This window comes from Flagellimonas lutimaris, from assembly GCF_003581615.1.
In the GTDB taxonomy this organism is placed as follows: domain Bacteria; phylum Bacteroidota; class Bacteroidia; order Flavobacteriales; family Flavobacteriaceae; genus Flagellimonas; species Flagellimonas lutimaris.
The window spans coordinates 277,860-294,403 of sequence record NZ_QXFH01000077.1 but is presented as its reverse complement, the minus strand read 5'-3'; the positions used below and the strand labels follow the sequence as shown (position 1 = coordinate 294,403).

Here is a 16,544-nt window from a genome sequence, read left to right as displayed (position 1 = left end):
TTAATTCATTCGTTTTTTATTGGCAAACCATGTGTATAAAGAGTCCGTCGTGTAGGCCCTTCCCCAAGCATTATGACCAACACCATGGTATCTGGTGTAACGGACATCGCGTCCCATTTCACGTAGCTTTTCGACCATTTTATCGGACTCTTCCACATCAATCACATCATCTTGATCGCCATGAAAAACCCATATGGGCATATTTTGGTCTATCCAATGTGCATAAGGTAAAGGTGTCATTCCACAGACCACGGCCATGGCCGCGAACTTGTCCGGATATTGGGTGGCCAACTCCCAAGAGGCACTTCCTCCCCTACTCAAGCCAGTCAGGTAGATTCTATTTTTATCCACTCTATTGGAATTAACCACGGAATCCAATAATTGGACAACGGCATCTGTGTTCCACCATTTTTTTGCGTGGGAGTTTTGCGGGGCCAAAATCAAAAATGGAAATTGTTTACCTTCCGCCAACATTTTGGGTGGCCCCGTATCCTTGATTTCCTCTATATTTCTACCGGATTCTCCTCCACCATGGAGGAAAAGCAATAGTCCAAAATCTTCCTCTGAATCAAAATAATCCTCGGGGTAATAGAGGTAGTACTTTAAATTTTCTTTCGAAATTGTTTCCAGCTCGTCTTGGACAAGATGTGATTGAGCCGCACATGCTTGTAGGAGCAACAAACCGGCCAAAACTAAAAATCTGGATAAATTCTTTTGCATTGTGGTCACAAGTTACAAAAGTTTATCGGCGATATCTTTCCACGAATTGGCACGTTCAAAGCTGGTAACATTCATATTATGTGGAGAGGTGAACATAATGGACCTTCCATCAAAGGGTCCAAGATTCTTGCTACGGTCGTCTATGAGCACATCACCCTTTAAAACATGCTTGTTGCCACAGAGGATTCGGTTCTGCCAAGAAATAAAAGGAAAGAATTCATCCAGCCAATCCGATTTTTCCCTTAGCGATTGTGGAAACTCCATGGCAGCTGAAGCAATATAGACCTCATGCTTTTTGCTCAACTCCGTTAGTACCTCCTGACTACCTTCAATTATTTTTAAATCCTGAAAAAAGCCATCTCGCCTTGTATGGTCCTTTATGGATTGTTGATGTTCTTGAGGCACACATTGCCAAAATTCCCTACCATGGCATTCTTCTGCTTTTATTTGAGCGTTGAATTCTTGGTTATAAATATCTATATGGGCTTGGTAGGCGTCTGCAATTACCTCGTCCATATCAACAAAAATGATCATGCTTTTTCTTTTTTGTGAAGTACGTTAAAACTCCCCAAAAATTAAAACTTACCATCTAAATCTATTGTTAACGGGAATGAATTTCTCAAAAAGAGCCGAAGCTTTTCAAAAATTTCACAAAATTATTTTATCGCCTGACCAAACTTTATCGCTGAATTTTAATTTTAAGAAATAACAGTTACCTTCACACAACAAGATTGCCTAAAGCGCAAATTGCGTTTTTCTGCTTAAAACCAACCTTACATGTTGCCCAAAGGAAATTTTCCTAAAAAAGTTTATTTAAATGGTAAAATAGTATCTGCTGAAGACGCCAAAATATCAGTTTTTGATCGTGGTTTTTTGTTCGGAGATGGTATTTACGAAGTAATGGTGCAGTTGGAAAATGGTCTTTTCTATAAAAAGGCACACCTAGATAGACTACAAGACAATCTGAATAAAATTGGAATCCAATATAATATCAAGGAAATCGATGATAATTTGGAAGTACTGCTTAAAGCTTCCAATTTGACGGACCAGTCTTGTTTGATTTACATGCAAGTAACCCGTGGAGTAGCTCCTAGAAAACACTCGTATCCAAAAGGTGTTCCTGCAACCGTGATGATGTATGCCCTACCCTTCAGTCTTCCGCACATAAATCCTAAGAACATGAAGGCTATCTTGGAACCTGATTTTAGATGGCATCGATGCGATATTAAATCCACTTCATTGTTGGGCAATATTATGACCAACGAAGCGGCAATGAACGCAAATACCAATGAAGCTGCTTTGGTAAGAGATGGTGTCATTTCGGAAGGGTCGCACACCAATATCTTTTTTGTGAAAGATGGCACTGTTCTCACCCATCCGGCCAACGAACATATCTTGAACGGCATTACAAGAAAGATTGTACTAAAACTTTGTAGTGACCTTGATATACCTGTAAACGAGAAACCCATTGCTGAAAACGAAATTGAACATATGGACGAGGCCTTTTTTACAGGCACAACTACTCAAGTGGCTTCTATCGCCCAACTGGGTTCCCGTACTTTTTATAAAAATGATGAAATCGGCAAAGTCACCATCAAGCTTCAAAAAGCATTTGCACAACTCAGAGAAATAAACACGGCCAATATTACTTTATAAATAACCACTTAATTATGACCAAAACTAATTCCAACACACTTTTTAAAACACTATTGGGAGTATGCCTGCTATGGGTTTTCTCCTGTAGTAACCAAGATACCTATGACATCTTAATTTTAAACGGCAACGTCTACGATGGCAAAGGTGGAGACCCAATAGTTACCGACATTGCCATCAAAGACTCCATGATTGTTGCCTTGGGAGAATTCGACAATGCCAAAGCAAACAAAATAATTGATGCTTCTGGATTAGCTGTTTCACCTGGTTTTATTGACATGCACACACATATTGAGCCCATCATGGAACTTAACTCTTGCGAGAGCCATGTTAGGCAAGGGGTTACCACATCATTGGGCGGGCCCGATGGCAGTTCACCCTATCCGCTCAAACCTTACATGGACAGTCTCCAAAATAAAGGTGTTGGAATGAATGTGGCTTATCTAGTTGGTCATAACACCATTCGAAGAAATATCATGGGGCTAGAAAATAGAGCACCAACAGCAGAAGAGCTCAAAGCCATGGAAGCTGAAGTGGACAGTGCAATGAAAGATGGTGCCTTTGGCATCTCAACAGGTTTAAAATATCTGCCTGGGGCCTTTTCCAAAGTCGACGAAGTCATTAGTCTTTCCAAAGTAGCTTCAGACTATGGCGGTATTTATACATCACACTTAAGAGAAGAAGGTCTGGGGCTATTTGATGCCGTTGCCGAAGCCATTCAAATTTCCGAAGAAGCCGATATTCCTGTGGTATTGACTCACCATAAAGCCATTGGAAAACCTATGTGGGGAAAAAGTGCGCGAACCCTCGCCATGGTGGATTCCGCTAGGGCCAAAGGACTTGACATTAAAATGGACCAATATCCCTATGCAGCGAGTTACACTGGGATATCAGTTTTAATTCCCAGTTGGGCAAGAGCTGGCGGACAAGAAGCCTTTGAGGAACGCGTTGCAGACCCCGTATTGAGAGACAGTATAAAAAATGGCATCGTTTTCAATATCCTTAATGATCGGGGAGGTTCCGATCTGGACAGGGTTCAGTTTGCGAAGGTTGAATGGCAGCCGGAACTGGAAGGAAAAACATTGAAATACTGGTGCGAACAAAACGACTTGGAACCATCGGTGGAAAATGGTGCCGATATGGTCATTAAAGCGCAATTGAACGGTGGCGCCTCTTGTGTTTTCCACGCCATGGCCGAAGAAGATGTAGAACGCATCATGAAACATCCGTTTACCATGATAGGTTCAGACGGTAGATTGGTAGAACCGGGCATGGGTCACCCGCACCCTCGGTGGTATGGAACCTTCCCAAGGGTCCTTGGACGATATGTTCGGGAGAAAAACACCTTGGAACTAAGCGAGGCTATTCGAAAAATGACCTATTTACCAGCGCAAAGTCTTAACTTATCTGACCGCGGTTTAATTAAAGAAGGATTAAGGGCAGATATTACCATCTTTAATCCAGAAACTGTTATTGACAAAGCCACTTTTGAAAAACCACATCAATATTCCGAAGGTATCGAATTTGTAATCGTGAACGGAGGTTTGGCAGTTGAAAACGGTGAATTCAAGGATATAAAATCAGGAATAGTATTAAGAAAACAATAGACCAACAACATGAGAATGAAACATATTACACTAAGCATTTTGATAATTTCCGGCCTCTTCACCAATGCAGTTTTGGCCCAGGAAAGTGCAGAAATCAACAAAAAATACACGAAGGAAGTGGAACGCTTGGCCAAGAATAAACAGGTCAAGGAAGCCTTTGGCCATATCAAAGCACAAATGGACCAAACTACAGAAGACCTTATTTCCTTGACCGAAGTTTTGGCTCCTCCTTTTATGGAAGATGAAAGAGGTAAGGTATTTGCCAAAATGTTGGAAGGAGCTGGCGTGGACAGTATTTGGACAGACAAAGTTGGGAATGTCATCGGGTTGCGAAAAGGAACCTCTGGTGAATCGGGCTATGTAGGTGTGGATGCCCATTTGGATGTTGTTTTCCCCGAAGGAACCGATGTTACCGTTAAAAAAGTGGGTGATACCCTAAAAGCACCAGGTATTGGTGATGACACCCGAGGTTTGGCCATGTTAATCAGTATGCTCAAGGCTATGAACAAAGCTGATATCAAAACCGAAAAAGACCTGTTGATTGTGGGCACAGTGGGTGAAGAAGGTTTGGGCGACCTACGTGGCATGAAATACATGTTCAACGAATCGGGATTGGATATCGATTCTTGGATTGCCATTGATGGTGGCGGTCTTGGTAGAATCAGCAATGCCGGATTGGGATCCAAACGCTATAAATTAATGGTGAAAGGCCAAGGCGGCCATTCTTGGGGTGCTTTTGGATTGGCCAACCCGCACCACGCCTTGGGAAAAGCCATTGACATTTTTTCAGAAGCAGCCTGGGAGTATACCTCTGGAAACATCCCCAAAACCAGTTTCAACGTGGGTAGAATTGGAGGCGGAACCTCTGTAAACTCCATACCGTTTGAATCTTGGATGGAAGTGGATATGCGTGCCATTGACCCAAAAAATCTTGACGAAATCGAAATCATTTTCAAAGAATCCGTGGAAAAAGCGATTTCTGAGTACAATGCCAGTGGTGTACGTGGAGAAGTAACTTACGAACTCATTAAAATTGGAGATAGACCATCAGGAGAATTACCTGCTTCCCTCCCCTTGATTCAAAGAACCATGGCAGCTACCAAACTTTTTGGTGAGACACCCCAATTAGGACGAGGGTCAACCAACATCAACATACCTGTTTCCAAAGGAATTCCATCCGTATGTATTGGTCGTGGCGGTCAAGGTGGCGGAGCGCATTCTTTGCACGAATGGTATTTAAACGACGAAGAAAACGACGAATCCATTCAATTGGCCTTGTTGATCACATTGTCCCAAGCAGGTCTAGCTAAATAAGGTGACCATGAAGTTGTTTCCAAAATTACTTTTCGGGCTCGTCTTTATTTTCTGCACTTGGGTAAGCGCTCAAATAAGTGAAGAGCAATGGGCCAACATTGATAGTTTGTTCTTGCAATGGAACAAGCCCAATCATCCCGGTGGAGCAATTGCCATAATGCAAGGAGATGATGTGATATTCTCCAAGGCATACGGTTTGGCCAGTATGGAATATTTGGTACCGAACAGCACTGGCACTAGGTTCAATATAGCCTCCGTATCCAAACAATTCAGTGCGCTGGGCATTGTAAAACTGCACTTGGCAGGCAAACTTTCCATAGATGATACGATAGACAAATATATTGATGGGCTTGCGCCTTTTGGAAGTGAGATCACTATAAGAGATATGCTTCATCACACGAGTGGATTACGAAGTCTTCATGCACTGTTCGGATTAGCTGGTTGGCGCGGTGATGATGCAAGGACCAATGCAGACCTGGATAGAATCATTGCCAAGCAAAGTGAACTCAATTTTGAACCTGGTTCGGAATATATGTATTGTAATACAGGCTTTATGTTCTTGGCCAACATCATTGAAAAAATTACGGAGACCTCCTTTGTGGATTATATGAAAGAAGAAGTTTTCATCCCTTTAGGGATGAACGACACCTATGTTGGGCCTGATTACGACAGAATTGTTCCTAACAACGCTACTTCGTACAACCAAACTTTGGATGGTTTTGTTCGGTCTGTGGAATATTGGGGCTATGTCGGGTCTGGAAACATGCACACCACAACGGATGACCTGCTCAAATATTTGAAAAATTATTATGATCCATTACCTGGGTGGAAAGCAGCATTCGATACCATGCAAACCCTTGACCCACTCAATGATGGTAGCTTTAATAAATATGCCTTTGGGGTTAATGTTGATAAGCTGTTTGGTAAAAAACGAGTAAGCCATGGCGGTTCCATTGGTGGCTTTAGATCCAATATTGCTGTTTTTCCGAATGAAAAGACCAGTATTGCAGTTATTACCAACTTTTCAAGTTCAGGAGCTGGAGGAAAATCCAATCAAATTGCAGAAATCATTTTTGAAGAGACTCCATCAAACAAAGATTTGAAAGTGGCAAAAGTTTCCAAGAAGAAAATGGAATCCTATGCAGGTACTTATTGGGGTGATGAAACCTATTCCCAACGTATGTTAACCACAGGTGGAGATACGCTATACATTGGTAGAAACGCTTATTTACCTATTCAAAATGATGAATTTGTAGCCGTTCAATCTGGAAATGATACTAAAATCGAGTTTGAAAACGGGACCATGACCATTTATCCTGAAAGTGGGAAACCCATGCTATTTTCAAAATTTGAGGAAGAAGAATTGACCAAAGCCTTGGCCAACGAATATGTTGGCACCTATTTTAGTCCCGAAATTGAAACGGCTTATACCATCCATTACGAAGAAGGTGAATTCTACGCGCATCATATCCGACATGGAAAAATTAGGCTTGAACAAAAGAAGAAAGACCTTCTAGAGGGAAACTATCCGCTGTCCTACATAAAAATCAAAAGGGAGAAAGGAGAAATCAAAGGGGTTTGGATATCCAACGGGAGGGTCCGTAACCTTTGGTTTTCGAAAACCGAATAACAAAAATCAACCACTATGAGACCATTTTTTATCCTTATAATGCTTTGCACCCTAAGCTTGGGAGCACAAACATTCCCAGATAGGGTCTGGCATGATGCCAACGAAGAAGAAGCAAAACCGTGGCAAAACGATAAATCCCAAGTTTTTAGGGAATACTTGATCGACAGCACAAAAATCACTGGGCTAATGATCGTACACAAGGGGAAAGTGGTTTTTGATTTTGGTGATTTGGAAGAGTTGAGCTACATCGCTTCGTGCCGAAAAAGTGTGCTGTCCATGCTTTACGGACAATATGTGGAAGATGGCACCATTGATTTGACCAAGACCATCAAGGAACTGGGAATTGATGATGTGGAAGGAATTCTTCCCATAGAGGAAAAAGCAACGGTCAAAGATATTATTTCAGCTCGATCCGGGGTCTACCATCCCGAAGGCTACCCTGGCGGAATGCAGGAATATGCACCAGAACGAGGCTCTGTTGAACCAGGTTCCCATTGGCTGTACAGCAATTGGGATTTTAATGTGGCAGGCTTCATCTTTGAACAGGAAACCGGCACAAATATCTATGATGAAGTGGAACGACAATTGGCCAATCCATTACATATGCAAGATTGGGACCGCTCCGCACAGCATAAACAAGGCAATACTTCCATTTCCAAATACTTGGCCTATCCCATGTGGTTTTCTACCAGGGACATGGCTCGGGTGGGCTTGTTAATGCTGAACAAGGGTAAATGGAAAGACATGCAGGTGATCAGTGAATCTTGGGTGGATGAAATGCTCAAAACCAGAACCACTCATATAGAATTGAACAAAAATGTTCCCGTATTTAAAGGTAGTGGTGTGAATTACGGATATGGCTACATGTGGTGGTTATGGAAAAATGTTGATGATGAACGCTTTGAAGGCGCATATTCCGCAAAGGGAGCCATGGGACAAAATATTACCGTATACCCTGCCATTGAAACCGTTCTAGCATTTAAAACAAAAGCTGCATATCGAAGAGCAAATCCATCCAAAATCAGAATCAATGTTGCCAAAAAGGCTGCGGAAATCTTTGATATGCAGCAATAATTTTTTTAAGTAAGGAATTATTCGGTTTTGGTAAACACCAAAGCCTTACCTCTATTTTGAGTTACCACAATGTAGGGACTGCCACCATTGGCATTTTCCACCTGAATCATGTCTTTGGCATCACCAGTAACTTTAAACCCACTTTCCTCAGCATTTTTGAACTCAAATCCGCCCTTTTCGTCGCCAACAAGCACACCTCCGTTGAAGGCATCGTACCTGCCGATGAAAACTTCATTGCCAAAGTCATTTCCTATCATCAGCACATCGTTGGAAGCAGTACCGCTTGCATTGGTTGTAATCATACATTTTATGGGCGCTGATTGTGTTTGCCATGGAAGGGTTCCCATCGTAAACTGTCCATTTCCGTTATTCTCAAAATAAGTAGTTTGATCATGATTGGCCATTAACTCATCCACTCCTTCAAGTTCTTCGGCAGTGAATAATTCACTTTTGGTAGTGGCTGCATATTCTCGAAAATAATTAAACTTTTTCCTAAACAAAGGGCTTTGACTCATAAGGTCTCCCCAAAAATTAACGGGATACGGTTTAAAGGTAGAATCCTCAAAATCACTTTTGAAATAGGCAAACAATACTGGATCCACAGCTCCATTATTGTCAAAGTCTTTGGCCAACATGGTAACGGGCCTATCTTGGGATGGTTGATATAGGTTATTCTTTCCTAAATTTCCGGCAATCAAATCCACGTCGCCGTCTCCATCAAAGTCCTGTGCCAGCACGCATTCCCACCAACCTGAAAGTTGTTGCATACCCGTTTGTTCCATTTGTTGAAAGGAATCTTTTTTATTCATGAAAACGGTTACAGGCATAAATTCTCCGACCAAAATAAGATCTTTCATATTGTCATCGTCCAAATCGGCCCATTTGGCATCTGTGATCATACCTAGGTTCCTTAATGCTTTGTTGTATGTTTCGGTCACATCGACCAATTTACCCTTTTCGTTTTTCAACAGATAGCAGTTATCTGGTTTGGGGTATTGTGAAAAAGGGGTGCGACCACCAACAAAAAGATCTACGTAACCATCACCATCAAAATCTTCGGCCTCAACGACAGACCCACTCGAATTAATTTCCGGCATTCTATCCACAGCCTTGATAAATTTTCCATTTCCTTCATTTATCATCAAATAATCCTTGTAATATGGAGAATCCAAATCAAACTCGTTGCTACCTGCCACCATGTAGATATCCAAATCTCCATCATTGTCCAAATCAAAAAGGGAAATACTTGTTTCTTCTCTCATTTTGTATGCTTCGTCCTCAAATAAAGGTGTGCCAGTAAATGAGCCCTTGGAATCTTGAACAAAAATCATGGGTGAGTACCCAGAGGAACTGCCAATAATGAAATCCTCATAACCATCTCCATTAATGTCTCCCTTTGCCAGGCGAGGACCACTTTGTGTTAATTTATGGGGTAAGGTAGGTTGGACATTAAAATCGATTTTATCCGTCTCCTCGTGCACAAAATTGACTCCTATTTTTTCCGAAATCTCCTCATAAAAAGGATTGGTCTGTTTAGGCGCCAAAGGAAATGCTAATTGTTGACCATTTAAGGAAGTTGCTTCACTATAATCAACGCTTAAGATTTGATTGCTTTGTATATCTTTCAAAATCTGAAATTTTCCATCTGGCCATACAATTTCCAGTGATGAAATTTGTTTTTGTGGGCCTAAGCCAAAATGTGCCGTATTGTGCACCGTAGACAAGTACCCTCTATTTAACTGGTGTTCGTAGTATTGAAATGTTCCATCTTTAAAACGTATGGCCACCTTGGTACCCAAACCAGCTTGATTGGACTTTGGGCCTTTAAAGTCCAGTTTGAGAAAGTTTTTATTCTCATTCTTTTTCACTTCTAGATTGTTCCGGAAAACAAATGCTTCATCGTTGATATTGTTCACCACATAATCTAGATCGCCATCATTGTCCAGATCTGCAAATGCGGCCCCATTGGAAAAGGATGGAATGCTCAAGCCCCATTCTTCACCTACATCCTTGAATTGTCCATTCCCTTCATTACGGTAGGCATAGTTGGGTATTTTAACAACTGGAATAGAGTCCAAAATTTGCGCCGTACTCAAATATTTTTGAACATTGAAGTTAAATTCACCAAAATCGAGATCGGTAATATCCCGAGGAAAGCCATTGGTAATCAGCAAGTCCTTTCTGCCGTCGTTGTCGGCATCAACAAAAAGTGGTGACCAACTCCAATCTGTTTTGCCTATTCCCGCCATTAACCCAATTTCACTGTATGGCATATTTGGACCTTGTCCCATTTGAAGCATGTTACGCATATACTGATAATCGTAACCATACTTATCATTCATATAATAATCGTTATACCTAGTTGATTTAACTGTTGTTTTTAACCTGTTATTGGTTTCACCAAGCATATCCAAGGTAACAATGTCCAGATAACCATCGTTATTAAAGTCGGCAATGTCATTGCCCATAGAAAATTTGCTCTGGTGCTTCACAGATTGACTTATTTTATCTGTAAAGGTGCCATCACCATTATTGATATACATAATGTCGTTGCTCAGATAATCGTTGCTCACATAAATATCTGGCCAACTATCATAATTCAAATCGGAAATGGCCACTCCAAGTCCATAACCTTCAATGGTTATTCCTGCCTCTATGGTGACATCTGTAAAGGTGTTGTCGCCATTGTTGAGATATAGATGATCGTTGCTCATGGATGACCCATCCGTGATTTTTTCCCTGTAATTTGCCGGTAGTATATGTATATCCACATTATTGAGCACATATAAGTCCAAAAAGCCGTCTTTATCATAATCAATGAAGGCAGCATTCATACTATTACCGGTATCCGCCACCCCATATGCTTCGGCCATCTCTTTAAAAACAGGAATTCCATCATCATCAACACCTTGATTTATATAAAGTATGTTGGCCTTTTCCTCTGGGCTTTCGTACATCGCGGCACATATATAAATATCAAGTAGTGAGTCATTATTTATATCAATTACAGCAACTCCTGTTTTCCACTTGTCTGCTGCTGCAACTCCAGAGGCATTAGTCACGTCCTTGAACTTAAAATCACCTTGATTAAGGTATAATTTATTGGTTACTTGATTTCCAGTAAAGAAAAGGTCTGGTTTATTGTCATTATTGAAATCACCCACAGCAACCCCACCACCATTGAAGATGTATTCACTTGTTAGTATGTTGAAACTATCTGTCTCAACAATTTTATTGTTAAACGTAATACCAGAGTGATTGGATGAAACTTGGGAAAAAAGCGTATCCTCCTGCTTTTCAGAGCAAGAAATCACCAATATGGAAACTAGTGCAGTTAAAACGAAATGTTTAAACATTGTGGTTGAGGATATTTACAGATTGATAAAAGAATAAAATGTACCAAGAGTTTTTATTACTACAAAATAGGAATCCTGTATTAGCTAAAAATTAATCATTTATTTATCAAAAAATTGATTTCTGATTGTAAAGACACCATAACAAATACTTCATGTAATGTTGTACTTTATTAATTCGGGGCCATGAAGAAAAGGATATAATCAAAATAGGTTGCCAAATTTTGGCAACCTATTTACTTGAATTTAACTAACTCAGAATAAACTACTAATAACCTGGATTTTGAGTCAACACGCCACCACTTTGGTCGATTGCGTTCACAGGAATTGGGAATAAATCATTTTTAGGCTGGTACGTTCCAAACTTGGAACCATAGCTTGCTTGATCAAAATCATCTGCTTCATTTTGAATATAGGTGTTGATGGTTTCCTGAGCATTGCCCCATCTTCTCAAATCGAACAATCTATGTCCTTCCATACCTAATTCCAAACGACGCTCAAAACGGATAGCTTTGCGGGCAAAATCTTGGCTATCAAAAGAAGCATAAGGCTCAATTTGATAATTGGCTGCATCTGCAGAACCATCTTCAGTTTTTACGTAAGTCATATTCTTGGCCCTATTACGAACACGGTTTACATATTCCAATGCCAATGGCAAATTTGGACTGGATTGTTCCACAGCTGCTTCTGCCGCCATCAACAATACATCTGCAAAACGCATTACGTTATAGTTGATACCGGACCAGTCCGATCCCCAACCACCTGTACCGCGTTGGGCATCCACCTCGTCCGCTTGATACATGTTCTTTTTAGGCAAATAAGGCCCAGAAATATCAGCAAACGTTGCCCTTATCCACTCTTTACCTGGATTTATACCAAAACCATTGTAATCAATACCTCTTCTACCAATGGTATAATCAATTCGTGGATCAAGTGGTCCCGTGTGAGGAGTGAAAGGCTCTTCACTTGTAATTCCATAATCATTGGCTACATCAGTTGCAGCATAGGAATCCAATAATGGCAATCCGCTACCATCTGTTTGATAAGCATTAGCTAAATCTTGTGTTGGTTGGTAAAAACCACAGCAAGTGCCCAATGGTCCCCCACCTGGGTAATTCAAGGTACCTGCTCCGTTACCGTTAAAAGAACGTCCATCGTCTGCTGCAAACTGAATGGCAAACATTGATTCTGATGCGTTTTCACCAGCAAGGTTAAAATTGTTAACAAACTCCTCGTTCAAGGAATATGGTCCGTTATTGATCACATCGTTAAACAAGGGTAGGGCTTGCTCATATTTTCCTTGGTACAAATAAACTTTTCCTAAAAAAGCTTTGGCTACCCAAGCATTTGCTCTACCTACAACAATATCATCCCCTAGATTTGCAACAGCAGTTTGAAAATCCGATTCGATTTGTGCCCAAATTGGACCAGGGTTAGGTTGATTGAACTCTGTATTTACCAAGTTCTCCACTGAAATAAAAGGTGGATTACCGTAAAATTTTTGAAGTTCAAAGTTGTAATATCCTCTTAAGAAATAGGCCTCACCCTCTTGCTGGGTAAAATCCCCTTCCTCAATTTGGTTGATCAAATCGAGTACGGCATTACAGCGGTTAACTCCACCATAAAGTGCACTCCATCTTCCTAAAAACCAGCTATTACCAGTCTGCCAGTCCAAAGTTTCGACCTGGAAAAGAGCAGTGTTGTCACCGTCCGTACTTCCACGGTGGGCATCATCAGAAACTACATCAGCCCACCAGTTATCACCACCGGCAGCAACACCTTCTCCCTGTCTACTAATACGTTCTCCATCCATCGCGGAATAAGCCGCTGTCAATTTTAGGTCTACACCCAAAGCATTTTGCAAAGCTGCATCCGAAAGTGCTCCTGTTGCAGGCTTTTCCGTGAAATCTTTACTACAGGCCCATAGCAACAGACCTGCCAAAATTGTTGAAAATAATATTTTCTTTCTCATTTTTTTAAAATTTTAAATTAACTCCAAAGGAATAAATTGCAGCTAAAGGATAGTTGTTATCCGAAACACCAATGGTCAAGTTGTCAATACGGCCATCAACAAATCTAGGTTGTAGCTCAGGGTCAACTCCATCATAACCGGTAATAGTGAACAAGTTGGTTCCTTGAAGATATAATCGAACACTATCCATACCTAAATAACTGGCAACCTCCTCATTGAAAGTATAACCTATTTGAAGGTTCTTCAATCGCATATAAGACCCATCTTCCACAAAGAAAGAATTCGCAGCACCTTCGTTGTTTGTTATACTCTGGCTCAATGCCGGCAACGAAGCATCAGTATTTTGAGGAGTCCAAGAATCCAATACCCTTACACTTCTGTTGGCATTGAAGAATGTTGGGAAATCGGTGTATACCTTATCATTATTAAAAATATCATTCCCTTGAGATCCTTGGAAGAAAGCGGACATATCAAATCCTTTGTAGGCCGCTGTCAAGTTAATACCATAAGTGAAATCTGGGTGAGGCGATCCAATGAACGTTCTATCGTCATCATTGATTACACCGTCATTGTTCAAATCAGCGTATCTGAATCTTCCGACACCTTCAGCAGGAGTTCCAAACCCTTGGTCTGCAGCTGCTGAAACTTCTGCTTCTGAAGCAAAAATACCGTCAACTACCCTACCATAGAAAGAGGAAAGCGGTTGCCCTTCTTGTGTTCTGGTAACGGTACCCGTAGTTCTGAAGCCACCGAAACCAGTTTGGAAAGCACTGATCAAATCGACCACTTCATTTTTGTAATGGGAAATATTAAGGTCAATTCCATAGCTAAAACCGGAATCTGTCTGATCTCTATAACTTAAAGTGGCATCCACACCCTTGTTCTGAATGGAACCAAGGTTTACGAATGGTGCAGCCGCATCAATAGCTGTAGAACTGAACAATTGCTCATCCTGATTGATCAAATCCTTTGTTTTGATGTTAAAATATTCTGCAGAAACATTCAATCTGTTGTCGAAGAATCCAAGCTCTACACCAAAGTTTGTGGTTTCACTGGTTTCCCATCTTAAATTAGGGTTACCCGCAGCAGACAATAGCGCACCCTGTGACGGGCCTCCGTTACCTGTGTAAACATAATTGGCATATTGCTCGCTCAATACAGAAATATTGATTGTTGGGTTATTCACCGGAAGTGTTTGGTTACCCAATTGCCCCCAAGAACCTTTCAACTTCAATCGGCTAACGAAAGAATCTGTTGGCCAAAAGGATTCGTTGCTTACTACCCAACCAGCACTAAAGGATGGGAAAATGTCACTCTTATTGTCTCCAACGAATCGAGAGGATTCATCACGACGTACAGTGGCAGTTAACAAGTAGCGACCATCATAGTCATAATTTACCGTTCCAAATAAAGAGAACAAAGAATTTGCATTGTCATAGGCATAAGCCACGTTTGGTGCACCACCACCATTGCTCAACAAATAATAGTCAGGTGTTTCGAAAAAATAGTCGTTTCTGGTAATCTCTTTTCCTTTTGCCTGATTATCCAAAGCCTCAATACCAACCAACGCATTGATTTTATGGTCTCCGAAGGATTTATTATAATTCAAGGTATTGGTCCATACCCATTCATAATTGTCCTGATCGGCCTCTCTCAATGTGTTCGTGGCAATAGGCTCAGATGATTCTGGAATCAAAGCCCTAAAACGTCTGTCGTTATAAGCTCTAATGGAACCACCAAAGGATGTTTTAAATTGCAATCCATCCATAATATCCACTGTAGCGTAGATATCACCAAATACCCTAAAGGTCTTGGCAAAATCATTTTTTTGACGAGTAGCTTCCGCCACCGGATTGTTTGGGTTGGATAGGCCTGTATCGTTACTGTAGTTACCACCAAAGTTTCCATCCGTATCATATACTGGAACCAAAGGAGACATTCTTTGTGCAAAATTGAACCATGACTGACCACCACCTCTTCGATCGAAGGAAATATTGGCGTGTTGTCCTACCCTAATTCTGTCTCCGATTTTAAACTCTGAGTTCAATCTTACAGTCCCTCTTTTAAAACCGGTATGGATTTGAATACCCTGACGGTTTAAGTAGTTTGCAGAGAAAAGAAATCTTGATTTTTCGTTACCATTTTCCAAAGTAATCGAAGCATTCTGGGTAATGGCACTTCTATAAATTTCATCTACCCAATTGGTACCTCCTGGTCTAACGTTCATAGTTACAGGAACACCTTGTATTGTTGAAGGAACTACCGGACTTGCCCCATCTCCATATTGCGGGTGTGAAGGAGTTCCACCATCGTTTAGAATACTTTGCCAAAGCATTTCCCCATGTTGCTCAGGATTCAACATATCTGGCAAGTTGGTTGCCACAGAGAATCCTGTTAATACATCCACCGAAACTTTTGCAGAATCTAGATTATAACCACCACCTTTGGTCGTTACAATTACAACACCGTTGGATGCCCTTGCACCATAAATAGCAGCAGCACCATCCTTAAGTACGTTCAACTGCTCTATATCCGCAGGGTTAATTGAGTTCAAAATACCTGGGTCATCTGTTTGCACTCCATCAATAATATAAAGAGGGTCGTTACTGTTACCAGTACCGAAACCCCTGATTCGTACTACTGGAGCCGCTCCTGGAGCACCGTTGTTGGTTACGGTCACACCCGAAACCCTACCTTGCAAAGCTTCCGCTGCGTTCACGACCGGAGTTTTTGTGGCCTCCGAAACATCAACAGTTGCCACGGAACCTGTTAATTCTCCTCTTGTTTGGGAACCGTATCCTGTTACCACAACCTCATCCAAGGCAGCCGCATCCTCTTCCATGGTTACATCAATAGTAGTGTTCCCATTTACAGGAATCTCCGTTGTTTTAAATCCAACATAGGAAAAAACCAAGGTTGCGTCGGAAGCAGCCGTGATGGTGTAATTACCATCAAAATCTGTTTGCGTACCATTCGTAGTACCCTTTACAATAACATTGGTACCTGGTAACGGTGCTCCAAAGTCATCCAAAACAGTACCCGTAATGGTTACTTGATAGGGAGGAGCTGTATCCTCCAAATTTGGGGTAGCGGCCATTGTGGATCCACCCACCAACATCAATACCATTGACAAATAAAATGTCCGAAAGGTCTTAACCGTATCAGCCAATCTTGTCAAAATCTGAATTTTGCTTTGATTCATAAATAGTTCATTTAGTTTA

General features: G+C 41.2%; 10 protein-coding genes. 5 read left to right on the top strand and 5 right to left on the bottom strand.

Annotation, left to right across the window (positions count from 1 at the left end; translation table 11 throughout):
- Together D2V08_RS15515 and D2V08_RS15510 are read right to left on the bottom strand one after the other, a co-directional pair.
- Positions 1–720, bottom strand: a complete 720-nt coding sequence (locus tag D2V08_RS15515) for a carboxylesterase family protein (protein ID WP_119609195.1) — start codon at positions 718–720, stop codon at positions 1–3.
- 12 nt (positions 721–732) lie between these two features.
- Positions 733–1,254, bottom strand: a complete 522-nt coding sequence (locus D2V08_RS15510) for a 5' nucleotidase, NT5C type (protein WP_119609193.1) — start codon at positions 1,252–1,254, stop codon at positions 733–735.
- A gap of 243 nt (positions 1,255–1,497) precedes the next feature.
- Here D2V08_RS15510 and D2V08_RS15505 point away from each other — a divergent pair, with 243 nt between their 5' ends.
- From D2V08_RS15505 to D2V08_RS15485, 5 genes are read left to right on the top strand one after another with little or no spacing between them, the layout of a single operon-like run.
- A complete protein-coding gene (locus tag D2V08_RS15505; RefSeq protein ID WP_119609191.1) occupies positions 1,498–2,376 on the top strand; it encodes an aminotransferase class IV in 879 nt (292 codons plus the stop codon).
- 14 nt (positions 2,377–2,390) lie between these two features.
- Positions 2,391–3,980: an N-acyl-D-amino-acid deacylase family protein gene (locus tag D2V08_RS15500; RefSeq protein WP_119609189.1), complete on the top strand. Its 1,590-nt coding sequence runs from the start codon at positions 2,391–2,393 to the stop codon at positions 3,978–3,980.
- Positions 3,981–3,995: 15 nt separating this feature from the next.
- Positions 3,996–5,294, top strand: coding sequence for a M20/M25/M40 family metallo-hydrolase (locus D2V08_RS15495; protein ID WP_119609187.1), 1,299 nt, complete (start codon positions 3,996–3,998; stop codon positions 5,292–5,294).
- A 7-nt stretch (positions 5,295–5,301) separates the two neighbouring features.
- Positions 5,302–6,924, top strand: coding sequence for a serine hydrolase domain-containing protein (locus tag D2V08_RS15490; protein ID WP_119609185.1), 1,623 nt, complete (start codon positions 5,302–5,304; stop codon positions 6,922–6,924).
- Positions 6,925–6,939: 15 nt separating this feature from the next.
- Positions 6,940–7,998: a serine hydrolase domain-containing protein gene (locus D2V08_RS15485; RefSeq protein WP_119609183.1), complete on the top strand. Its 1,059-nt coding sequence runs from the start codon at positions 6,940–6,942 to the stop codon at positions 7,996–7,998.
- A 17-nt stretch (positions 7,999–8,015) separates the two neighbouring features.
- On the opposite strand, the gene D2V08_RS15480 is transcribed toward D2V08_RS15485, so the two are convergent.
- The 3 genes from D2V08_RS15480 to D2V08_RS15470 form a co-directional block, all read right to left on the bottom strand.
- On the bottom strand, positions 8,016–11,354 hold the full coding sequence (locus tag D2V08_RS15480) for a VCBS repeat-containing protein (RefSeq protein WP_119609181.1): 3,339 nt from the start codon (positions 11,352–11,354) through the stop codon (positions 8,016–8,018).
- A 265-nt stretch (positions 11,355–11,619) separates the two neighbouring features.
- Positions 11,620–13,323 (bottom strand): RagB/SusD family nutrient uptake outer membrane protein, encoded by a 1,704-nt coding sequence (locus D2V08_RS15475; protein WP_119609179.1) that lies wholly within the window; start codon positions 13,321–13,323, stop codon positions 11,620–11,622.
- A 4-nt stretch (positions 13,324–13,327) separates the two neighbouring features.
- Positions 13,328–16,525: a SusC/RagA family TonB-linked outer membrane protein gene (locus D2V08_RS15470; protein ID WP_119609676.1), complete on the bottom strand. Its 3,198-nt coding sequence runs from the start codon at positions 16,523–16,525 to the stop codon at positions 13,328–13,330.
- Between the last annotated feature and the right edge of the window lie 19 nt (positions 16,526–16,544).